This window comes from Pseudomonas putida (genome assembly GCF_016406145.1).
Classification (GTDB): domain Bacteria; phylum Pseudomonadota; class Gammaproteobacteria; order Pseudomonadales; family Pseudomonadaceae; genus Aquipseudomonas; species Aquipseudomonas putida_E.
The window spans coordinates 3875403-3896328 of sequence record NZ_CP066306.1; the positions used below are offsets into that span (position 1 = coordinate 3875403).

The window sequence follows — 20926 nt, forward strand, 5'->3', positions numbered from 1 at the left end:
CACGCCACTTGGATCCTGCTGATTTTCCGGGTACCAGCCCGGAAAGCCCCTGCTGGTCTCATATCTTCATAGGTATCGAGCGCGGGCTTTGTGGGCCCTTGCTCAGGTTTTACCTCAGTGCGGGTTCACCACCCGCACCTCGGCTTACTGCAGTTACAACGCTTTGAATCAGGTGCCGCTTTGCAGCAGCATGTTACGTACGTGACCGATTGCCTTGGTAGGGTTCAGACCCTTCGGGCAAACGTTGACGCAGTTCATGATCCCGCGGCAGCGGAAGACGCTGAACGGGTCATCCAGGGACGCCAGGCGCTCCTGGGTCTTGGTATCACGGCTGTCGGCCAGGAAGCGATAGGCCTGCAGCAAGGCAGCAGGGCCCAGGAACTTGTCCGGGTTCCACCAGAACGATGGGCAGGAGGTCGAGCAGCAAGCGCACAGGATGCACTCGTACAGACCGTCCAGCTTGTCGCGATCTTCCGGCGACTGCAGACGCTCGATGGCCGGAGCCGGAGTGTCGTTCTGCAGGAACGGCTTCACCTTCTCGTACTGCTTGTAGAAGATGCTCATATCGACGACCAGGTCACGAATGACCGGCAGGCCAGGCAGCGGGCGCAGAACCAGCTTGTTACCCTTGACCACACCGGACAGCGGCGTGATGCAGGCCAGGCCGTTCTTGCCGTTCATGTTCATGCCATCGGAACCGCAAACGCCTTCACGGCAGGAGCGACGGTACGAGAAGCCCTCGTCCTTCTCCTTGATCAGCGCCAGCACGTCCAGCACCATCAGGTCTTTGCCGCCGGTATCGACGTCGAACGACTCCATCTTGGGCGCCGAGTCGGTATCCGGGTTGTAGCGATAAACTTCGACTTTCAACATAGCAGTCACCCTCAATAAGTCCGGACTTTTGGTTCGAAGGCTGGAACAGTCTTCGGCGCAAAGTTGACGCCACGCTTGGCCACGCGCTTCTCACCCGGGTAGTACAGGGTGTGGCACAGCCAGTTTTCGTCGTCACGGTCTTCGAAGTCTTCACGGGCGTGAGCGCCGCGGGACTCTTTACGGGCTTCGGCCGCGATGGCGGTAGCTTCGGCGACTTCCAACAGGTTCTGCAGCTCCAGCGCTTCGATACGCGCGGTGTTGAAGGCCTGGGACTTGTCGTTGATCTTCACGTTGGCGATGCGGTCACGCAGACCAGCCAGCTGCTCGATACCCTTCTGCATGTATTCGCCAGTACGGAATACACCGAAGTAGTTCTGCATGCAGCTTTGCAGCTCACGCTTGAGGCTTGCAACGTCTTCGCCAGTGGTACGCTCGTTGAGCTTGTTCAGGCGGTTCAGGGCGACGTCGACATCGGTATCGCTGGCATCGCGGTACTCGACGCCTTCGCTCAGCGCCTTCTCCAGGTGCAGGCCGGCGGCGCGGCCGAATACGACCAGGTCGAGCAGCGAGTTACCGCCCAGGCGGTTGGCACCGTGAACCGATACGCACGCCACTTCACCCACGGCGAACAAGCCCGGAATGATGTGGTCCTTGCCTTCGGCGTCCATGGTGATGGCCTGGCCATGGATGTTGGTGGCAACACCACCCATCATGTAGTGGCAGGTCGGCACGACCGGCACCGGCGCTACAACCGGGTCGACGTGAGCGAAGGTCTTGGACAGTTCGCAGATGCCTGGCAGGCGGCTGTGCAGCACTTCCTCGCCCAGGTGGTCCAGCTTCAGCAGTACGTGGTCCTTGTTCGGGCCCACGCCGTTGCCTGCGATGATCTCTTTGACCATGGAACGGGCGACCACGTCACGACCAGCAAGGTCTTTCGCGTTCGGCGCGTAACGCTCCATGAAGCGCTCGCCATGGGCGTTGATCAGGTAACCACCCTCACCGCGGCAACCCTCGGTGACCAGTACACCAGCGCCGGCGATGCCAGTCGGGTGGAACTGCCACATTTCGATGTCCTGCACCGGCACGCCGGCACGCAGAGCCATGCCGACGCCGTCACCGGTGTTGATCAGGGCGTTGGTGGTCGAGGCGTAGATACGGCCCGCACCGCCAGTGGCCAATACGGTGGCCTTGGACTTGATGTACAGGGTTTCGCCGGTTTCGATGCAGATCGCGATCACACCCACGAACGCGCCGTCCTGGTTTTTCACCAGATCAACAGCGTAGTACTCGTTCAGGAAGGTGGTGCCCGCTTTCAGGTTGCCCTGATAGAGGGTGTGCAGCAGTGCGTGGCCGGTACGGTCGGAAGCAGCACAGGTACGCGCAGCCTGGCCGCCCTTGCCGAAGTCCTTGGACTGGCCGCCGAACGGACGCTGATAGATACGACCGGTTTCGGTACGCGAGAACGGCAGGCCCATGTGGTCCAGCTCGAAGACCGCAGCAGGGCCTTCCTGGCACATGTATTCGATAGCGTCCTGGTCACCGATGTAGTCGGAACCTTTGACGGTATCGTACATGTGCCAGCGCCAGTCGTCGTTCGGGTCGGCCGAAGCGATGGCGCAGGTGATGCCGCCCTGGGCGGAAACAGTGTGCGAACGGGTCGGGAAGACCTTGGTGACCACGGCAGTCTTGTGACCGCCCTGGGCCAGCTGCAGCGCTGCGCGCATGCCGGCGCCGCCGCCACCGATGATGATGGCGTCGAAGGAAATGGTTGGAATGCTAGCCATGGATCAGATACCCCAGAGAATCTGCACACCCCAGACGAAGTAAGCGAACATCGCAACGCCGCATACCGCCTGGAACAGGAAACGAATCGCAGTTGCCGACTTGCCGAACGACATTGGCGTCAGGTAGTCGGTTGCAATGGTCCACATGCCGACCCAGGCGTGAGCGCCCAAGGCAACGAGGGCCAGCAGACTGAAGATCCGCATCGCGTTATTGGAGAACAGACCATGCCACTGGGTGTAGTCGATGCCTGGGTGGGCGACCACGTAGCCGATCAGGAAGAGAAAGTAAGCCGCGAGAACGACCGCCGAGACGCGCTGCGCCATCCAGTCATAGAGGCCCGAACGCGACAGGTTCGTGACATTGGTTACCATACCCAAACTCCCACCAGAACGATCAGCACCACGGAGATGACGATCACGATTTTCGAGCCCAGCTTGCCGCCTTCCAGCGTCTCACCGATACCCATGTCCATGATCAGGTGACGCACACCTGCCACGAGGTGATAAAGCAGGGCGGATAGCAGGCCCCAGGTCACGAACTTGGCCAGCGGGCTGGTCAGACACGCCTTCACCTCACCGAAGCCTTCCTCGGAACCCAGCGACTTGCCCAGTGCATAAAGCATGATGGCAAGGCCGAGGAACAGGATGACGCCGGAGATACGGTGCAGGATGGACGTGTACGCTGTGACAGGGAGCTTGATGGTCCTTAGGTCTAGGTTTACAGGTCGTTGGCTTTTCACGGCTTTTTTCACACTGAAGAGCCCCTAGCGAATCAGGGCAAAGTTGTTGGTAAGTGTACTGGTCAGGTACCCACCACCCAGGGAACGGCGACCCCCAGCAGTTCGGGCTTGCAAGCCCCTGGCGGTCGGGTGCCGAGTATAGACAGTTAGGCTGCTTATGACAACGTGACGGGGTAGCCCAAATAGCGCATTGCCTTTAGCGAGCAAAAGGCGTAAATGGGCGAGAATTTCGTGAAAAATCAGGCCTCAGAGCGGGTTTCAACCAGCCTTTAGGCAAATTGACATTCGAATTTACTTCTCTATAGTGGTGCGGGCCCTGCGTGGGGGGTCTGTCTGATGATTTCAAGCATTAATAGGAGGCCACATGGCTGACAAAAAAGCGCAGTTGGTCATCGAGGGCGCTGCCCCCGTCGAGCTGCCCATTTTAACCGGCACCGTTGGTCCTGATGTAATCGACGTCCGCGGGTTGGGGGCCACTGGTCACTTCACCTTCGACCCTGGTTTCATGGCGACCGCTTCGTGCGAGTCGAAGATCACCTACATCGACGGCGACAAGGGCGTACTGCTGCACCGCGGCTACCCCATCGAACAGCTCGCCGAGCAATCGGACTACCTGGAAACCTGCTACCTGCTGCTCAATGGCGAACTGCCCAACGCCGAGCAGAAGGCCCAGTTTGTCAGCACCGTCAAGAACCACACTATGGTTCACGAGCAGCTGAAGTCCTTCTTCAACGGTTTCCGCCGCGACGCCCACCCGATGGCCGTAATGTGCGGCGTAGTCGGCGCCCTGTCGGCGTTCTACCACGACTCGCTGGATATCAATAACCCGCAACACCGCGAAATTTCCGCGGTGCGCCTGGTCGCCAAGATGCCGACCCTGGCCGCGATGGTTTACAAGTACTCCATGGGCCAGCCGATGATGTACCCGCGCAACGACCTGTCGTACGCGGAAAACTTCCTGCACATGATGTTCAACACCCCGTGCGAGATCAAACCGATCAGCCCGGTACTGGCCAAGGCAATGGACAAGATCTTCATCCTCCATGCCGATCACGAGCAGAACGCCTCCACCTCCACCGTCCGCCTGGCCGGCTCTTCGGGTGCCAACCCGTTCGCCTGTATCGCCGCCGGTATCGCCGCACTGTGGGGCCCTGCCCACGGCGGTGCGAACGAAGCCGTGCTGACCATGCTCGATGAAATTGGCGATGTTTCCAACATCGACAAGTACATCGCCAAGGCCAAGGACAAGAACGACCCGTTCAAGCTGATGGGCTTCGGTCACCGCGTGTACAAGAACCGCGATCCGCGCGCCACCGTGATGAAGAAAACCTGCGACGAAGTCCTGGGCGAACTCGGCATCAAGAACGACCCGCAGCTGGAACTGGCGATGCGCCTGGAAGAGATCGCGCTCACCGATCCGTACTTCATCGAGCGCTCGCTGTACCCGAACGTCGACTTCTACTCAGGCATTATCCTGAAGGCGATCGGCATCCCAACCAGCATGTTCACCGTGATCTTCGCCCTGGCACGTACCGTGGGCTGGATCTCGCACTGGAAAGAAATGCTCTCCAGCCCGTACAAGATTGGCCGCCCGCGCCAGCTGTATACCGGCGAGCTGCAGCGTGACATCGTTGAGCTGAAGGACCGCAAGTAAGCTTTTGAAGCCGAACGCAAAAGGCTGCCCTCGGGCAGCCTTTTTTATTGCCTTGTCCCTTGCTGGCTTCAGTTCTTCTCTGCCCGCTCGCGCAAGCTTTTCAGGGTATTGAACGGCGCATCTACTACAAACTTGTTGGCCACCATGGCTGGCACACTACCACCCGGCTCAGTGTGTACCTGATAGGTCACTTCTGTACTGTCCCCCTTGGGCACCAACTTCCAGAAGCCTTCGACTTTCGCCACCCGTACGAAGCCCTTCTCTTCGGGTATATAGGTCGGCTCCTCTTTGAGGTTACGCGTCAGGCTGCCATCGGCGCTTTCGACGGTCGTGACGTGCAACACCGAATCGCGCGGCGTTACCGGCCAAGGCGTGTTGAACTGGGTGTAGGTCCAGCTCTGATCACCTTCATGCTTGAGCAGCTTCTGAGACTTGCACTCATGTATCCAGGTGCACGCGCCTGCCACGTCTTCCTGCAATGCCTGCACCTTGGCCAAAGGCGCCTTGATCAAGGTCACACCACGGTAGGCCTTGTACTTGGAACCCGGCACTTCACTGAGAGAGACCTTGATCCCCTCCTCGTCCTTGGCCACCTGCCAGTTCTCGGCCCAGGCCACAGGCGCCATCAGCAAGCCCACGCCACACAGCAGTGCAATACGCTTGAACGATCTCATCATCTTTATCCTTGTTGTCGAAGATCCAGCCTTGTCACGCCGCCGTCATCTGCTCCCACCAACCGAGAATCCTGATTGCCTCGTCGCGATCATTGCCGCACACCTCGATATCCGCCTTGAACCCACCACAGACCGCCGGCCGCTCGGGCTTGCCGAACAGGTCGCAGAGGTTGTCGGCGGTCAGGTGCAGGCAGCGCATGCCAGCCGGCTTGCCGTCCGGCATGCGTGGCATTGCGGAAGTGATGGACGGGGCGATGCAGCAGGCACCGCAACCCTCACGGCATTTCATGAAATCAGGACCCCCTGAAACAAAACGGGACGAACGTCCCCGGATACTAACCGCTCAAACATACGTTTGAAATTGCTGGCCCGATGAAATCTGCAGTGACCCGGCAGTCAGTTCGCCCAGGCTATTGGCGGAACTCAAACTCGATCGCCGCCCCTTCCACATCACGCCGGCTGTCATTGCGCAACTGCAGCTGCATCTCGTTGCTGATCAAGCGACCATTGAGCTGGAACGGGCTGTCACCGCTCTGCGGTTTGTCGGTAAACATGGCCGGCAGCAAGGGCTTGCGGCGCATGACTGAACTGCCGACGCTGGGCTCAAGCTGGTTGACCATCTCGGCAGGCAGGCTCAGATCCAGGTGCGCCGCGGGCAATTGCTGGGTTGCCGCCTTGCTTGCGGGCTTGTGCGCAGGCGACGCCTTGGCGTTGTCCGCTTTGGCAGGCTGCGCAGCGTGGGCCACACCAGAGGTCAAACACACTGGCGTGAGGCAAAAAACCAGGGCAATACGACGCAACAGTTTCATGGACATCGATAGGCAAGCTTCAAGAGTGCGTATGCTCTCTGTTCCGCCTGCGCCTGGCAAGCGTTACAAAAGCGCAGTTGCAGACTCCCTGCACAATTGCTGGGCCAGCATACCCAGCGTCATAACCGCCCGTTCGGCTTCCTTGTTCCATGGAATCCCACAGTTGAGACGGATGCAATGGTTGAACTGCTCGGTATTACTGAAGATAAGCCCAGGGGCGATACTGATCCCCTGCTCAAGCGCACGCACGTGAAGCTCTTGAGTATTGACCCGCCCCGGCAGGCTGACCCACAGAATGAAGCCGCCCGTGGGCCGGGTCATCTGCGTACCCTCGGGAAAGTGCTGTTGCACAGCCAACTGGTAGGCACTGAGGTTCTTGCGGTACTCCTGACGGATATACCGCAGGTGGCGATCATAGCCGCCGTTCTCCAGGTAAGCCGCCACCCCCATCTGCGTGACACTGCAGGCCGAGTGGGTGGTGAAGGTCTGCAGCCGCTGGATTTCGTCCTGGTATCGCCCCGCCACCATCCAGCCAACGCGTACGCCGGGTGACAACGTCTTGGAAAAGCTCGAGCAGTAGATCACACGGTCCAGCCGGTCGAATGCCTTGAGCGCTTTGGTCTTGCCCTGCTCGAACATCAACTCGCCATAGATGTCGTCTTCGACGATCTGGATGTCGAAGTCCGAAGCCAGGCGCAACAACTGCTTCTGCCGCTCTTCGGGAATAGTGCCGCCCAGTGGGTTGCTCAGACGCGTGGTCAGCACCAGCGCCTTGATCGACCATTGATTGGCCGCAAGTTGCAGCGCTTCCAGACTGATGCCGGTGGACGGGTCGCTGGGGATCTCGATCACCTTCAGCCCGAGCAAATCAGCCAACTGCAGCAGGCCGTAATAGGTGGGCGACTCCGCAGCAATCAGATCCCCCGGGCGGGTCAGCACGCGCAGTGACATTTGCAGGGCATCGACACAGCCATGGGTAACTATCACTTCACTGGGATCGACCAGCACGCCCGCATCACGCATGCGGATAGCGATCTGCCGACGCAACGGCTCGAAGCCCGGGCTGAACATATAGCTGAACGCACGTGGGCTGTGAAAACGGGTGACCTTGGCAATCTGCTGATGCAAGGCACGCACCGGCAAGTAGTCGACATGGGGAACGGCGGCACCGAACGCAAACACGCCATCACGACGGGCCTCGGTCAGTACCTGCTGGATGATGCTCGCGCGGGTGACCAGGCCGGGGCGCTCGACCCTGGCAATATCCGGTGTCTGCGCAGTCAACGCCGGGGTCTGGTGCACGTAGTAGCCAGACTGCGGCCGGGCGCGGATCAGCCCCTGGTCTTCGAGATTGGCATAGGCCTGCAGTACCGTGGCATGGCTGACGTTGAGCTGGGCGCTCATCTTGCGCACGGACGGCACGCGCTCGCCTGGCTGATAGACACCACGGCGGATGTCATCGGCCAGTTGCTGGGCGATACGCTGATACAGCAGCAGGTTGGTCATGGCGATATCTCGACGCGCGGACGGCTCATTGTTCTTGTACGACTCACTTACGGTAGAGGATACCGTAACAGTTGCAAAGTGTACTGGGACAGATTGCACAATAGTCGACATTACATTGGCGTGGCCGCTATCGAAAGGGTTAACCAGCGCGCCCCTTCGCAAGCCGCGAAGAGGCGCCAGCGGTCAGCGTGCCGGAGCAAGCCTGCCCTTGTCATCAGAGAAGACGATCTCCACCCGGCGGTTCTGCGCCCTGCCCCGCTCCGAGGCATTGGCCTCGATCGGGTACTGATCGCCATACCCTTCAACCTGCAGACGCTTTTCGTCGACACCCAGGTCGACCAGCATGTCGGCCACTGCCTGCGCCCGGTCGCGCGACAGCTTGAGGTTATCTTCCGGCGCGCCAGTGTTGTCGGCATAGCCCTCGATCCGCACCACCCGACGCGGGTTGAGCTGAAGGAACTGGACCAGCTTGAGCACCGTGCGACTAGCAGAATTCTTGAGGTCCGCACGACCTGTGTCGAACAGAACATCGCCCAGGGTCATTACCAGCCCGCGATCGGCCTGCTGCGAGGCCAGCGCCGCAATCTGCGCTTCAACCCATTCACCCTGCTGCTGCACGCTGGCCAGCTTGGCCTCGCGCAGGGCCAGTTGCAGGCGCTGGCGCTCAAGGTCGAGCTTGGCCAGACGCTCCTGGCTCAGCGCCAACTTCGCGTGCTCACCGGCGATTTCGCTGTAACGTTGGCTCAGATACGCATAGTGGCGCACGTCGCTGCCGGTGCCGATGTAGCTGGACAAGCGCTCGGCGCGGGCCAGCGACTCACCGGCGCGGATCACATCACGCGGTGCACTGCGCAGTACAGCGGAATCATCCTTGACCTTCTGGAAGGCCACGGAAGCATCGTCCAGCGCCGCTGCACTACGCTGACTGGCGCATCCCTGCAGCCCGCCAGCCAGCGCCAGCAATGCCAACGCCGCCATTGGTTTGAAGCACTTCATGGCTGCATCTCCAGTTGCTTGCGCAAGCGCTTGACCCGCGACTGCAATACGTCAAGCTGCTCCTCACTCTTCTGGTTCAGTACGCGCGCCTCGGCCAGGCGGGCATCGAGCTCGGCCTGCTCGGCACGCATGCGGGCGTTGCGGTAGTCCTCGGTCAGCATGTCGCTCTTGGCTCGGGCGAGCTTGTCTTCGGCAAGCTTGAGCGCCTCGACCTGGTCGGTGGCACCGACCGCCTTGGCCTGTTCCAGCGCCTGCTCGGAAATACGCATCTGTTCATTGGGCGCCGGGTCGTTGGCGCAGCCGGCCAGGCCGAGCATGGCCACGGCAAGGATCAGTGATTGGGTTCTCACGCACTCTTCCTACTGTTTGGGGGCGTCCGCCTGCACGTCCATCTGCGCTTTCCAGCGCTCGACATTACGTTGCAGCACGGCTTCAGACGCACCAGAGATCGGCAATTCTGTCAGCTTTTTTGCCAGTTGCCCACGCAACCAGGTGTCATTGCAAGCCGAGTTGTGCGACACAGCCAAGTACAGCCCTGGCCGGTCGACCGGCAGGCCGCGGGCAATCAGGTCATTGCTCATACCCAGGCTTTGGGTTATGGCCATGCCCGAGTAACGCCCAGCCAGCACGTAGTCGACCTGGCCCAGCACCAGCTTCTGGAATGCCTGGGTCAGGTTCTGCGCCGGTACCAGCTTCAACTGCGCCTTGGCGAATGCACTGAAAGCCGGGGTCAGGCGGGCGCGCTCCGACAGGCTACCCTGGTATCTGGCCAGATCCGCGGGGCCGTTGAATACCACGTCAGCATCATGCCGCGTCCAGACCAGGTATTCATTGAGCTGCAAGGGCGGGTGGATGTAGTCCAGGGCGGTCAACTGCTCCACCTGCAGGGGGGTGTCGAGCAACAGATCCATGCGTCCACTGCGCACCTCTTCCAGCGCCTGATCGCGCCTGCCGGCATTGAGGACTTCCACTTTCAGACCCAACTCCCTGGCCACCTGGCGCAACAGATCGACGTTGGCGCCGATAAGGTGCTTCGGGTCTTTCGGGTCCTGCCAGGAGTAAGGTGGAGCATCCGGGCTGCCAGTCGCCACCAGAAGCTCACACTTGCCAGCCGCCATCGCCAGAGGTGAAAGCATCGCCATCGTGCACACCAGCACCTTGCCTGCTTCACGAAACGCCATCCTTCACTCCTTGCCCGCATAAAAAAACCCGGCCCTCGTTACAAGGGCCGGGCTTCTTTATAAGTGAAGCAGGCGGATCAGACCAGCTTTTCCAGCTCCGGAACCGCTTCGAACAGGTCAGCGACCAGGCCGTAGTCGGCCACCTGGAAGATCGGCGCTTCTTCGTCCTTGTTGATCGCAACGATCACCTTGGAGTCCTTCATGCCGGCCAGGTGCTGAATCGCGCCAGAGATACCGACGGCAATGTACAGCTGCGGGGCAACGATCTTGCCGGTCTGACCAACCTGCATGTCGTTGGGCACGAAGCCTGCGTCGACCGCAGCGCGCGAGGCACCCACGGCAGCGCCGAGCTTGTCGGCCAGGCTGTACAGGTGCTTGAAGTTGTCACCGTTGCCCATGCCGCGGCCGCCGGAAACGACGATCTTGGCAGCGGTCAGCTCTGGACGGTCGGACTTGGCCAGTTCTTCGCCAACAAAGGCGGAAATACCGGCATCGTGCGCGGCGCCCACAGCTTCAACAGCAGCGGAGCCACCTTCGGCAGCCACAGCATCGAAGCCGGTGGTACGCACTGTGATCACCTTCACAGCAGCGCTCGATTGCACGGTGGCAATGGCGTTACCGGCATAGATCGGGCGCTTGAAGGTGTCGGCGGATTCAACCGAAATGATCTCGGAGATCTGGTCGACGTCCAGCAGCGCGGCAACGCGCGGCAGGATGTTCTTGCCGTTGGTGGTGGCCGGGGCCAGTACGTGGCTGTAACCCTTGGCCAGCTCGACGATCAACGGCGCGACGTTTTCGGGCAAGACGTGGGCGTAGGCTGCGTTGTCGGCAACCAGTACCTTGCCAACGCCAGCGATCTTGGCAGCGGATTCGGCAACGCCACCGACGTTCTGGCCAGCGACCAGCACGTGCACATCACCACCGATCTTGGCGGCTGCGGCGACAGTGTTCAGGGTGGACGGAGCTACGGCACCGTTCTCGTATTCAGCGACAACCAGGATAGTCATTTAGATTACCTTCGCTTCGTTCTTCAGCTTCTCGACCAGTTCGGCCACCGACTTGACCTTGATACCCGCGCTGCGAGCAGCTGGCGCTTCGACTTTCAAGGTCTTGTTGGTGGAGGCGAGCGATACGCCCAGCGCGTCTGGAGTCAAGGTCTCCAGCGGCTTCTTCTTGGCCTTCATGATGTTCGGCAGCGACGCATAGCGCGGCTCGTTCAGGCGCAGGTCGGTGGTGACGATCGCTGGCAGGTTCAGCGCTACGGTCTGCAGGCCGCCGTCGATTTCACGGGTGACGTTCAGCTTGTCGCCAGCCACTTCAACCTTGGAGGCGAAGGTGCCTTGGGCGTAGCCAGTCAGCGCCGCGAGCATCTGGCCAGTCTGGTTGTTGTCGCTGTCGATGGCCTGCTTGCCAAGGATCACCAGCTGCGGCTGTTCTTTATCGACTACTGCTTTGAGCGCCTTGGCCACGGCCAGGGAGTTCAGTTCGTCAGCAGCTTCGACCAGGATGGCACGATCGGCACCCAGGGCCAGGGCAGTACGCAGCTGCTCCTGGGCAGTGGTCGGGCCGACGGAGACCACGACGATCTCGCTTGCCACGCCCTTCTCTTTCAGGCGCACGGCTTCTTCCACGGCGATTTCGCAGAAGGGGTTCATGGACATCTTGACGTTTGCAAGGTCGACGCCGGAGTTGTCCGCTTTGACGCGAACCTTGACGTTGTAGTCGACCACTCGTTTGACAGCTACAAGAACCTTCATGGATTCCTCGTTACTCTCCGGTGAATAGATAGTCGCCTGGGGCTAAGCCCTGCGATGCGCGTGGGTACAAGGGCACCTCTGAAAACGATGCGCGAGGTGCAATCTTCACGGTGACCGATCAGTCCTGTTGAGACTCTTGCGGCAAATACTCGCGGGTCATTTCCTGTGGTGGCGTGTAAACTCCACTACAAACCGTGTTCTGGCCCGAAAGCCTTACCCCACACCTGGTCTTTAGAGGTGTACCTGCGCCCGGCGATAAGCCTACGGCGAACGTAAAACCGCTCGTATCTTGACCGCAACACCCAATCCGGTCAATACGGCAAATCGGTCACCCTCCAGCCGCGCTCCTTTGATTTTACTGGCCTGCGGCAAATTCAAACAAACGTTTGTATTGGACCCGCCAAGTGGTGTAGATATAATGCGCGGCCAAGACAAAACGGTGTAGTCCATCCTCTGTGCCGCTACAGCTCCGCTTCCGTGAAGCGCGGCGCGCATGATCACGCCACACCCATAAGACAAAGCAACAGCACGAGCCTTGATGAGTAGGAGAGAACCAGTGGAACGCGAATACATGGAATTCGACGTGGTCATCGTCGGCGCTGGCCCGGCAGGCCTGTCAGCCGCCTGCCGCCTGAAGCAGAAGGCCGCCGAAGCCGGTAGCGAGATCAGCGTCTGCGTGGTCGAGAAAGGCTCCGAAGTCGGCGCCCACATCCTCTCCGGCGCAGTGTTTGAGCCCCGCGCCCTGAACGAGCTGTTCCCCGACTGGAAAGCACTCGGCGCGCCGCTCAACACCGAGGTCAAGCGCGACGACATCTACGTGCTCAAGGACGCCGGCAACTCGACCAAGGTCCCTGACCTGTTCGTGCCCAAGACCATGCACAACCAAGGCAACTACATCATTTCGCTGGGCAACCTGTGCCGCTGGCTGGCCCAGCAGGCCGAGAATCTGGGCGTGGAAATCTACCCGGGCTTCGCCGCCCAGGAAGCGCTGTTCGATGAAAACGGCGTGGTCCGCGGCATCGTCACCGGTGACCTCGGTGTCGACCGCGAGGGTAACCCGAAGGACGGCCTGTACACCCCGGGCATGGAACTGCGCGCCAAGTACACCCTGTTCGCCGAAGGTTGCCGCGGCCATATCGGCAAGCAACTGATCAAGCGCTTCAACCTCGACAGCGAGTCCGACGTCCAGCACTACGGCATCGGCCTGAAAGAAATCTGGGAAATCGACCCGGCCAAGCACGAACAAGGCCTGGTGGTACACACCGCCGGCTGGCCGCTGGACGTGATGAGCGCTGAAAACACCGGCGGCTCGTTCCTTTATCACCTGGAAAACAACCAGGTGGTGGTCGGCCTGATCGTCGACCTGTCCTACAGCAATGCTTACCTGTCGCCTTTCGACGAATTCCAGCGCCTCAAGCATCACCCAGTGATGAAGCAGTACCTCGAAGGCGGCAAACGCATCAGTTACGGCGCCCGCGCCATCTGCAAGGGCGGCCTGAACTCGCTGCCCAAGATGGTGTTCAACGGTGGCGCCCTGATCGGTTGCGACCTGGGCACACTGAACTTCGCCAAGATCAAAGGCAGCCACACCGCCATGAAGTCCGGCATGCTCGCAGCCGAAGCGGTGGCCGATGCGCTGATCGCTGGTAGCGAAGGCGGCGATGCGCTCACTACCTATGTCGACGCCTTCAAAGCCAGCTGGCTGCATGAAGAGCTGTTCGCCAGCCGCAACTTCGGCCCGGCGCTGCACAAGTTCGGCCCGATCCTCGGTGGTGCGTTCAACTACATCGACCAGAACTGGTTCGGTGGCAAGCTGCCTTTCACCCTGCACGACACCAAGCCGGACTACGCCTGCCTCAAGCTTGCGGCCGACTCGAAAAAGATCGACTACCCAAAACCAGACGGCAAGCTCAGCTTCGACAAGCTCAGCTCGGTGTTCCTCTCCAGCACCAACCACGAAGAGGAACAACCCTGCCACCTGAAGCTGACCGACCCGAGCATCCCGATCGCCAGCAACCTGCCGCTGTACGACGAGCCAGCTCAGCGTTACTGCCCGGCAGGCGTGTACGAAGTGGTCAGCCAGGAAGACGGCAGCAAGCGCTTCCAGATCAACGCGCAGAACTGCGTGCACTGCAAGACCTGCGACATCAAGGACCCGGCCCAGAACATCACCTGGGTTACCCCTGAAGGCGCTGGCGGGCCGAACTACCCGAACATGTAGCCCGGCCCTTGCAGCAAGAAAAAGCCCCCTGGCCTCACGGCCCGGGGGCTTTCTCGTTCAGGGCCGCTTCAGGCCGTACGGACTTCCTCGAACAGCTCCGGATGACGGTCGAGCAGCTTGAACAGTTTGACCAGAGCAACCGGCGGCCTGGTTTTCCCATTTTCGTAGCGAGAGAACGCATTGACCCCACCGCCAAAGATTTCGCCGGCTTCACGCTGGTCGAGGTCGAATTTCTTGCGCACAGCGACAATGAAGTCGGGGTCCACTGCCGCGGCATTGACTTGGCGATTGAATGCGGACATCAAAGTACTGATGCGCATCGCTTCATCATGGCTGAGAACCGCCTCCCCACAGGCTGTACAGTATCCGCCACTGACATTTGGGATAACGGTCGCTTCACCTTTGTATCGATAGGGCATGTCCCGGGTATCAGGTGCAAGCTCCGCCCCCCCACAAACTGGACACTTCATGATTACAACTCCTTGAAAGACACGATGAGCAGGTCATCCACCACAGACAGTTTCAGGTACACGTATCCCTTGCCCGTAAGGGGGCGATAAACGTCCTGCCATACGCGGTAATCACCGTGACATGTCATGCTTTTGTGAAAGTCTCTGCGCTCCAGACCGTTGATTATCTCGAGCATGTCCGGGTAATCCATCCCCAGTGCCTGGGCGCCCCGCAAAGAGGCGGTTGTCGGGCTGATGCGCCCAGCGCTGACCAAGGCCCTGATCCGCTCCAGCGAACAATGAGGCGTTCTCTTTTCCATGAGAAATTAACCTTCCAGGTTAAATTTGGCTAATAGGTAATTCCAATAGCCCCCACCCGGAAGTCTGCCTCACTGCCTGCCAGGCGTTACCCGTTCATTTGTCACCGCACATGATCGGCATTGGCTCCGCCGCGACCGCCAAAGGCTCCCGACGCCCAAAGTACAGGGCCGTGAGCAGCCCCACCGCGCCCATGATCAGACAAAAGCCCACACAGACCCACGGGCTCCACGGCATCAACGCTATCAACGCCAGCGGCGTGGTACTGGCCCACAAGGCATAAGCCACGTTGTAGGTAAAGGAAATGCCCGACACCCGGATCTGCGCCGGGAACAGCCCGACCATGACCGACGGCACCACCCCCACCACACCACAGCACAGCCCAGCCAACGCGTAAGCCAGCCACGTCATGCCCCACTGCCCCACCAGGCTCGCATACAAGGCACCGATACCCAGCGGCAGCAGCACGCTGTAGATCATCAGCGCCCGCCAGGCGCCCAGGCGATCGACCAGCAGCCCGGCCAGCACACAACCGATATTGAGAAAGACGATGCCTACGCTGCTCAGGGCGAAAGTGTGCGCGGCGGTCATGCCGAAGCGCTGCTGCATTACCGTCGGTGTGATCACCACCAGCACCACCACCGCCGAGGTCAGCACGCAGGTCAGCAGCGCAGCCGGGACCAACGCCCCACGATGCTCGCCCAGCACCCGTCGCAGCGGGAACTTCACCGGCTGCTCCTTGCGCTCGCGCAAGGCCAGAAACACCGGTGTTTCACTCAGCCAACGGCGCAACCACACGCCGATCACACCAAATACCCCGCCAAGCAGGAACGGGTAACGCCAGGCGTAATCGAGAATTTCCTGGGCGGTAAATACCTGAGCCAACAGTGTCGCGGTCAGTGCCCCCAGCAAATAGCCAAAGGTCAACCCGGCCTGCAGGAAGCCCAGAGCGTAACCCCGCCGCCCTTGCGGTGCGTGTTCGGCAACGAATGTCCAGGCACTGGGCACCTCACCACCGACCGCAGCGCCCTGCAGAATGCGCAACGCCAGCAAGATCAGCGGCGCCGCGTAACCAATCTCGGCATAGGTCGGCATCACCCCGATCAGCAGGCACGGCAGTGCCATCATCAGGATGCTCAGGCTGAATACCCGTTTGCGGCCCAGGTGATCGGCGAAGTGCGCCATGACGATGCCGCCGAGCGGCCGCGCCAGGTAGCCGGTGACGAAAATCCCGAAGCTTTGCAGCAGGCGCAGCCACTCAGGCATTTCGGGCGGGAAGAACAGCTGGCTGAGGGTCAGGGCGAAGAACACGAAGATGATGAAATCATAGATTTCCAGCGCGCCGCCCAGCGCCGCCAGGCCCAGGGTCCGGTGGTCGCCACGGCTGAACCGGGGCGGGCGAGCGGTATCGATGGCAGTCATGGCACAGGTCCGCAGATCGGCAAAGGGCAAGAGGATAACAAATACCCGCTGCCTTGCCCGCTGCAGCTATCGGCTGAAGACAGTGTGAGCGAAGTTCCTGCGCGGGTAGGCCGGCGGCCCACTGCTGGAAAGCTCGGACGGCAAGGCCAGCTTGCCGACCACAACTGGCGCATCGATGAGCGCCATGAAGGACTCAAGGGCCTCGTTGTCCGGCACCTGCGGCAGGCTCACATTGACCGCCTGGCGCTCGGTCTGCGGCACACTCGGGACCCTCAGATGCCGCGAGTGATACAGCAACGCATGCTGAATCTGCGTGCTCACCCGACAAAAGCGCGCCAGGTCGACACCTGCATGGCTGGCCAGTTCGATATTGCCCACCAGCAGGTTGAACGGCTGCAGCGCGCAGTGCACCAGGCGCTGCAGCTCGTCGAAGGAGTCCACCGGGGCAATCCGGTAATAGCCCAGGCCATTGAGCAGCCTCTCCAGCTGCAAGCGCTGGGACGGGTGCTCGTCGGCGATCAGGATGCGCAGGGTCTTGTTGGTCATTGTCGGACCTGGGCAGTCAGGTGAATAGGGACACGCTCCCTGACCAAACTGCGCCAGTAACAGGCAACCACCAGGGCGGGGCCTGGCGGGGTCAATCTAGATAGTTGTCTTGAAACAGTTAGAAATCAAGTTGCCAGCACACAGAATTTTCACCGGCACACCACCGGTTTTCAGGATTCCCACTGGCGCATGCGCACGCGGCAGTGCTTCATGGCGTTGACGATGTGCTTTTCCACCAGGCTGCGCGAGATGCCCAGGTGCTCGGCGATCTGCTGATGCGACAGGCCTTCGAGCTTGCGCAACAGGAAGCTGTCACGGCAGGGCTGGCTCAATTCATCGAGTGCCTTCTGCATCAGCGCCAGGCGCTGATCCAGTTGCATGTTCTGGGTGGGTGCCGGGCTGTGCCAGCGCTCGTCCAGGTCCAGCACTTCCAGCGGTTCGGACTGGCGCAGCAGGTGGCGGCGATGACGGTCGATCACAAGGTTCAGCGCCGTGCGGTAAAGGAACGCGCGCGGGTGCTCGATCTGCTGCGTACCGGTGCGTTCGAGCACCCGCAGATAGGCATCGTGAGCCACATCTTCGGCGGCCTGGCGGCTGCCCAGGCGCGCGGAAAGGAAGCTCACCAATTCGCGATAGTAATGTTCCACGACGGCACCTGGGGTACGTCCTGACAGGCTCGGACAGGGTCATGTGATATCAGCGTGGGATCTTACAAATTATAATGATTCTCAGCAACTCTCCTCCCCCTGCGCCAGCCCATCTAAATCCGCCTCGCCCGCCTTCGTTTAACTGGCACCTCCGTGCGCACCTTGACCTGGCTGCGTGTGGCCACCCTTTGGCTGGAAGTCCGCATGAGACGCATATCCAACACCCGCCGCAACCTGCTGGCTGGCAGTCTCGGCCTGCTGGCCCTCGGCAGCCTGCTGGCCTGGAAGACGCTCCCTATGGGCACCTTGCCCATAAGTACCGTCGCGGTCGCCCGCGCGGACATCGAAAGCAGCGTCACCGCCCTGGGTACCCTGCAGCCACGACGGTATGTGGATGTAGGCGCCCAGGCCTCCGGGCAGATCCGCAAGCTGCACGTGGAGGCTGGCGATCAGGTGCACACGGGGCAGTTGCTGGTAGAGATCGACCCCTCTACCCAGCAGGCCAGGCTGGACGCCGGGCGGTTCTCGATCGACAACCTCAAGGCGCAACTGGCCGAGCAGCGCGCCCAGTACCTGCTGGCCACACAGCAGTATCGGCGCCAGCGCGAACTGGCTGGTGCAGGCGCCACACGCGAGGAAGACCTGCAGGCGGCCGACGCCCAGCTCAAGGTCACCCAGGCCCGCATCGACATGATCCAGGCGCAGATCCGTCAGGCCCAGGCCAACCTGCGCAGCGACGAGGCTGAGCTTGGCTATACACGCATCTACGCGCCGATGGACGGTACCGTGGTAGCGGTGGATGCCCGTGAAGGCCAGACCCTCAACGCCCAGCAGCAGACGCCTCTGATTCTGCGAATCGCCAAGCTTTCGCCGATGACCGTATGGGCCCAGGTGTCCGAAGCCGATATCGGCAAAGTCAAACCTGGAATGACCGCCTATTTCACCACCCTGGCCGGCGGCAAACGCCGCTGGAACAGCACCGTGCGGCAGATCCTGCCAATCCCGCCCAAGCCGCTGGCGCACACCAGCCAGGGCGGCGGCGGCCCTGCCAGCGCGATCGCCGGTACGACAGGCAGCCAGGTGGTGCAGTACACGGTGCTGCTCGACGTCGACAACCCCGATGGAGCGCTGATGGCCGACATGACCACCCAGGTGTTCTTCGTCGCCGGCCAGGCCAGCCAGGTACTCACAGCGCCGCTGGCAGCACTGGACGACACCGAGGCCGATGACCTGCGCCTGGCCCAGGTACTGGGCCAGGATGGCAAGCTCGAACAACGCACAGTGCGCATCGGCCTCAGCGACCGGCTGCGGGCGCAAGTGCTCGATGGCCTCAGCGAAGGCGAGCGCCTGGTCATCGGTGCGCCCCTGGCCAGCGGAGGTTGAATGGCCGTTCCCCTGATCGAGCTGCACGACATCCGCAAATCCTACGGTGGTATCGACACCCCCAAGGTCGACGTACTGCGCGGCATCAGCCTGAGCATCCACCCCGGCGAGTTCATCGCCATCGTCGGTGCGTCCGGTTCGGGCAAATCGACGCTGATGAACATCCTCGGCTGCCTCGACCGCCCCACCTCGGGCCACTACCTGTTCACCGGCAGGGACGTGGCCCAGCTGGGCAGTGACGAACTGGCCTGGCTGCGCCGCGAAGCCTTTGGTTTCGTGTTCCAGGGCTACCACCTGATCCCTTCAGGCTCAGCCCAGGAAAACGTCGAGATGCCGGCCATCTACGCCGGCACCCCGCCCGCCGCGCGCCACGCCCGCGCCGCCGCCCTGCTTGAGCGCCTTGGCCTGGCCAGCCGTACCGGCAACCGTCCGCATCAATTGTCCGGGGGCCAGCAGCAACGCGTGTCGATTGCCCGCGCGCTGATGAATGGCGGCCATATCATCCTTGCCGACGAGCCGACCGGCGCCCTGGACAGCCACAGCGGTACCGAGGTCATGGCCCTGCTGGACGAGCTGGCCAGCCAGGGCCATGTGATCATCCTGATCACCCACGACCGCGAGGTGGCGGCGCGGGCACGCCGGGTGGTGGAAATCCGCGACGGGCTGATAATTAGCGACTCGGCCTGCGACCAGCCTCCCGCTGCTGCACAACAAGGCCTGCAGGCCGATGACCTGCGCCAGCGCCTGGACCGCGGCGCGACCGTGCGTGGCGCATGGAAAGGCGAGCTGCTCGAGGCCTTGCAGGCAGCGTGGCGGGTCATGTGGATCAACCGGTTCCGCACTGCCCTGACATTGCTTGGCATCGTCATTGGCGTGGCTTCGGTCGTGGTCATGCTGGCCGTGGGCGAAGGCAGCAAACGCCAGGTCATGGCACAGATGGCCGCGTTCGGCTCCAACATCCTCTACCTCAACGGTCGCCCGCCGACGCTGCGCGAGCCAGGCGGCATCGTCACCCTCGATGACGTCGCCGCCATCGCCGAACTGCCCCAGGTTCGGCGCGTCATGCCGGTCATCGGCGGCGACCTGATGGTGCGCCACGGCAACAACAACCAGAGGTTCTACGTTGGCGGCAACAACGTCGAATTCCCCGCCATCCTCAACTGGCCGGTCGTGCAGGGCAGCTTTTTCAGCGAAGCCGACGAACGCAGTGGCGCTGCCGTGGCGGTCATCGGCCAGAAAGTCCGCGACAAACTGCTGGCACCCGGCACCGACGCGCTGGGCCAGTACCTGCTGATCGGCAACGTGCCGTTCCAGGTCGTCGGCCTGCTCGCCGGCAAGGGCGCAAGTTCGGGTGACCAGAAGAGCGATGAGCGCATCGTGGTGCCTTATTCCGCCGCTTCCATGCGCCTGTTCGGCAGCCACGACCCGGAATACGTGATCATCGCCGCAGCCGACTCGGCCCGAGTCGCCGAGACAGAAACAGCGATCCACCGCCTGATGCGCAAGCGCCATCAAGGCAAGGACGATTTCGAGCTGACCAACGATGCGGCACTGATCCAGGCCGAGGCACGCACACAAAACAGCCTGTCGCTGATGCTCGGGGCGATCGCTGCGATCTCATTGCTGGTCGGCGGTATCGGCGTGATGAACATCATGCTCATGACCGTGCGCGAGCGCACCCGTGAAATCGGTATCCGCATGGCCACCGGCGCACGCCAGCGCGATATCCTGCGCCAGTTCCTCAGCGAGGCGGTCATGCTGTCGATGGTCGGCGGGTTGACCGGCATCCTGCTGGCGCTGCTGGTCGCAGGCGCGCTGATACTCGCCGAAGTCGCCGTGGCCTTCACCCTGCCCGCCATCCTCGGCGCCTTCGGTTGCGCCGTCATCACCGGCGTGGTGTTCGGTTTCATGCCAGCACGCAAGGCAGCCCGACTCGATCCGGTCAAAGCCCTTACCAGCGAATAAT

Annotated in this window: 22 protein-coding genes; 4 read left to right on the top strand and 18 right to left on the bottom strand. The window is 61.5% G+C overall.

What is annotated here, in order from left to right; genetic code table 11:
* Positions 1 to 168: 168 nt before the first annotated feature.
* From JET17_RS17830 to sdhC, 4 genes are read right to left on the bottom strand one after another with little or no spacing between them, the layout of a single operon-like run.
* Positions 169 to 873 carry a succinate dehydrogenase iron-sulfur subunit gene (locus tag JET17_RS17830; protein ID WP_012315348.1) on the bottom strand — a complete coding sequence of 235 codons (705 nt, stop codon included), beginning with the start codon at positions 871 to 873 and terminating at the stop codon, positions 169 to 171.
* Positions 874 to 884: 11 nt separating this feature from the next.
* On the bottom strand, positions 885 to 2657 hold the full coding sequence (gene sdhA / locus JET17_RS17835) for a succinate dehydrogenase flavoprotein subunit (protein WP_012315349.1): 1773 nt from the start codon (positions 2655 to 2657) through the stop codon (positions 885 to 887).
* Positions 2658 to 2660: 3 nt separating this feature from the next.
* A complete protein-coding gene (sdhD, locus tag JET17_RS17840) occupies positions 2661 to 3029 on the bottom strand; it encodes a succinate dehydrogenase, hydrophobic membrane anchor protein (protein WP_003254214.1) in 369 nt (122 codons plus the stop codon).
* The gene (gene sdhC / locus JET17_RS17845; RefSeq protein WP_012315350.1) at positions 3023 to 3409 is read right to left on the bottom strand and encodes a succinate dehydrogenase, cytochrome b556 subunit; all 387 of its coding nucleotides are present in this window, start codon (positions 3407 to 3409) and stop codon (positions 3023 to 3025) included. The genes sdhD and sdhC overlap by 7 nt, the downstream gene beginning before the upstream one ends.
* A 352-nt stretch (positions 3410 to 3761) precedes the next feature.
* Here sdhC and gltA point away from each other — a divergent pair, with 352 nt between their 5' ends.
* Positions 3762 to 5051 (top strand): citrate synthase, encoded by a 1290-nt coding sequence (gltA, locus tag JET17_RS17850; RefSeq protein ID WP_012315351.1) that lies wholly within the window; start codon positions 3762 to 3764, stop codon positions 5049 to 5051.
* Between the two features lie 68 nt (positions 5052 to 5119).
* Here gltA and JET17_RS17855 read toward each other — a convergent pair whose 3' ends face one another.
* From JET17_RS17855 to JET17_RS17895, 9 genes are all read right to left on the bottom strand, one after another.
* Positions 5120 to 5725, bottom strand: coding sequence for an START domain-containing protein (locus tag JET17_RS17855; protein ID WP_042111597.1), 606 nt, complete (start codon positions 5723 to 5725; stop codon positions 5120 to 5122).
* Positions 5726 to 5759: 34 nt separating this feature from the next.
* Entirely contained in the window at positions 5760 to 6014 is a 255-nt protein-coding gene (locus JET17_RS17860) for a YkgJ family cysteine cluster protein (protein WP_012315353.1), read from the bottom strand.
* 121 nt (positions 6015 to 6135) lie between these two features.
* Positions 6136 to 6534, bottom strand: a complete 399-nt coding sequence (locus tag JET17_RS17865; protein WP_042112068.1) for a hypothetical protein — start codon at positions 6532 to 6534, stop codon at positions 6136 to 6138.
* Positions 6535 to 6597: 63 nt separating this feature from the next.
* The gene (locus tag JET17_RS17870; protein ID WP_012315355.1) at positions 6598 to 8040 is read right to left on the bottom strand and encodes a PLP-dependent aminotransferase family protein; all 1443 of its coding nucleotides are present in this window, start codon (positions 8038 to 8040) and stop codon (positions 6598 to 6600) included.
* Between the two features lie 183 nt (positions 8041 to 8223).
* Positions 8224 to 9036 (bottom strand): OmpA family protein, encoded by an 813-nt coding sequence (locus JET17_RS17875; RefSeq protein WP_012315356.1) that lies wholly within the window; start codon positions 9034 to 9036, stop codon positions 8224 to 8226.
* Positions 9033 to 9386 carry a DUF4398 domain-containing protein gene (locus JET17_RS17880; protein WP_012315357.1) on the bottom strand — a complete coding sequence of 118 codons (354 nt, stop codon included), beginning with the start codon at positions 9384 to 9386 and terminating at the stop codon, positions 9033 to 9035. The genes JET17_RS17875 and JET17_RS17880 overlap by 4 nt, the downstream gene beginning before the upstream one ends.
* 9 nt (positions 9387 to 9395) lie before the next feature.
* Positions 9396 to 10217: a substrate-binding periplasmic protein gene (locus tag JET17_RS17885; RefSeq protein ID WP_042111599.1), complete on the bottom strand. Its 822-nt coding sequence runs from the start codon at positions 10215 to 10217 to the stop codon at positions 9396 to 9398.
* A 77-nt stretch (positions 10218 to 10294) separates the two neighbouring features.
* A complete protein-coding gene (locus JET17_RS17890; protein ID WP_012315359.1) occupies positions 10295 to 11224 on the bottom strand; it encodes an electron transfer flavoprotein subunit alpha/FixB family protein in 930 nt (309 codons plus the stop codon).
* On the bottom strand, positions 11225 to 11974 hold the full coding sequence (locus tag JET17_RS17895) for an electron transfer flavoprotein subunit beta/FixA family protein (protein ID WP_012315360.1): 750 nt from the start codon (positions 11972 to 11974) through the stop codon (positions 11225 to 11227).
* 538 nt (positions 11975 to 12512) lie between these two features.
* Here JET17_RS17895 and JET17_RS17900 point away from each other — a divergent pair.
* Positions 12513 to 14195 (top strand): electron transfer flavoprotein-ubiquinone oxidoreductase, encoded by a 1683-nt coding sequence (locus tag JET17_RS17900; protein WP_080516487.1) that lies wholly within the window; start codon positions 12513 to 12515, stop codon positions 14193 to 14195.
* Between the two features lie 68 nt (positions 14196 to 14263).
* Here the strand turns inward: JET17_RS17900 and JET17_RS17905 are convergent, their stop codons facing one another.
* The 5 genes from JET17_RS17905 to JET17_RS17925 all read right to left on the bottom strand — a co-directional run bounded on the left by JET17_RS17905 (position 14264) and on the right by JET17_RS17925 (position 17577).
* On the bottom strand, positions 14264 to 14665 hold the full coding sequence (locus JET17_RS17905) for a type II toxin-antitoxin system MqsA family antitoxin (RefSeq protein ID WP_012315362.1): 402 nt from the start codon (positions 14663 to 14665) through the stop codon (positions 14264 to 14266).
* 2 nt (positions 14666 to 14667) lie between these two features.
* Positions 14668 to 14964, bottom strand: a complete 297-nt coding sequence (locus JET17_RS17910; protein ID WP_012315363.1) for a type II toxin-antitoxin system MqsR family toxin — start codon at positions 14962 to 14964, stop codon at positions 14668 to 14670.
* A 94-nt stretch (positions 14965 to 15058) separates the two neighbouring features.
* Positions 15059 to 16384: an MFS transporter gene (locus JET17_RS17915; protein WP_012315364.1), complete on the bottom strand. Its 1326-nt coding sequence runs from the start codon at positions 16382 to 16384 to the stop codon at positions 15059 to 15061.
* Positions 16385 to 16450: 66 nt separating this feature from the next.
* Entirely contained in the window at positions 16451 to 16930 is a 480-nt protein-coding gene (locus JET17_RS17920) for a response regulator (RefSeq protein WP_012315365.1), read from the bottom strand.
* A gap of 170 nt (positions 16931 to 17100) precedes the next feature.
* Positions 17101 to 17577 carry a sigma-70 family RNA polymerase sigma factor gene (locus JET17_RS17925; RefSeq protein ID WP_012315366.1) on the bottom strand — a complete coding sequence of 159 codons (477 nt, stop codon included), beginning with the start codon at positions 17575 to 17577 and terminating at the stop codon, positions 17101 to 17103.
* Positions 17578 to 17781: 204 nt separating this feature from the next.
* On the opposite strand from JET17_RS17925, the gene JET17_RS17930 reads away from it, so the two are divergent.
* Both JET17_RS17930 and JET17_RS17935 read left to right on the top strand, forming a co-directional pair.
* Positions 17782 to 18960, top strand: a complete 1179-nt coding sequence (locus tag JET17_RS17930) for an efflux RND transporter periplasmic adaptor subunit (protein WP_042112070.1) — start codon at positions 17782 to 17784, stop codon at positions 18958 to 18960.
* Complete coding sequence (locus tag JET17_RS17935) at positions 18961 to 20925, top strand: MacB family efflux pump subunit (RefSeq protein WP_012315368.1); 1965 nt, start codon at positions 18961 to 18963, stop codon at positions 20923 to 20925.
* Position 20926 lies beyond the last annotated feature (1 nt).

Coding starts and splice junctions, on each gene's coding strand:
- JET17_RS17830 (WP_012315348.1), bottom strand. CDS start 873: ATGTTGAAAGTCGAAGTTTATCGCTACAACCCGGATACCGACTCGGCG.
- sdhA (WP_012315349.1), bottom strand. CDS start 2,657: ATGGCTAGCATTCCAACCATTTCCTTCGACGCCATCATCATCGGTGGC.
- sdhD (WP_003254214.1), bottom strand. CDS start 3,029: ATGGTAACCAATGTCACGAACCTGTCGCGTTCGGGCCTCTATGACTGG.
- gltA (WP_012315351.1), top strand. CDS start 3,762: ATGGCTGACAAAAAAGCGCAGTTGGTCATCGAGGGCGCTGCCCCCGTC.
- JET17_RS17855 (WP_042111597.1), bottom strand. CDS start 5,725: ATGAGATCGTTCAAGCGTATTGCACTGCTGTGTGGCGTGGGCTTGCTG.
- JET17_RS17860 (WP_012315353.1), bottom strand. CDS start 6,014: ATGAAATGCCGTGAGGGTTGCGGTGCCTGCTGCATCGCCCCGTCCATC.
- JET17_RS17865 (WP_042112068.1), bottom strand. CDS start 6,534: ATGAAACTGTTGCGTCGTATTGCCCTGGTTTTTTGCCTCACGCCAGTG.
- JET17_RS17870 (WP_012315355.1), bottom strand. CDS start 8,040: ATGACCAACCTGCTGCTGTATCAGCGTATCGCCCAGCAACTGGCCGAT.
- JET17_RS17875 (WP_012315356.1), bottom strand. CDS start 9,036: ATGAAGTGCTTCAAACCAATGGCGGCGTTGGCATTGCTGGCGCTGGCT.
- JET17_RS17885 (WP_042111599.1), bottom strand. CDS start 10,217: ATGGCGTTTCGTGAAGCAGGCAAGGTGCTGGTGTGCACGATGGCGATG.
- JET17_RS17890 (WP_012315359.1), bottom strand. CDS start 11,224: ATGACTATCCTGGTTGTCGCTGAATACGAGAACGGTGCCGTAGCTCCG.
- JET17_RS17895 (WP_012315360.1), bottom strand. CDS start 11,974: ATGAAGGTTCTTGTAGCTGTCAAACGAGTGGTCGACTACAACGTCAAG.
- JET17_RS17900 (WP_080516487.1), top strand. CDS start 12,513: ATGAGTAGGAGAGAACCAGTGGAACGCGAATACATGGAATTCGACGTG.
- JET17_RS17905 (WP_012315362.1), bottom strand. CDS start 14,665: ATGAAGTGTCCAGTTTGTGGGGGGGCGGAGCTTGCACCTGATACCCGG.
- JET17_RS17910 (WP_012315363.1), bottom strand. CDS start 14,964: ATGGAAAAGAGAACGCCTCATTGTTCGCTGGAGCGGATCAGGGCCTTG.
- JET17_RS17915 (WP_012315364.1), bottom strand. CDS start 16,384: ATGACTGCCATCGATACCGCTCGCCCGCCCCGGTTCAGCCGTGGCGAC.
- JET17_RS17920 (WP_012315365.1), bottom strand. CDS start 16,930: ATGACCAACAAGACCCTGCGCATCCTGATCGCCGACGAGCACCCGTCC.
- JET17_RS17930 (WP_042112070.1), top strand. CDS start 17,782: ATGAGACGCATATCCAACACCCGCCGCAACCTGCTGGCTGGCAGTCTC.
- JET17_RS17935 (WP_012315368.1), top strand. CDS start 18,961: ATGGCCGTTCCCCTGATCGAGCTGCACGACATCCGCAAATCCTACGGT.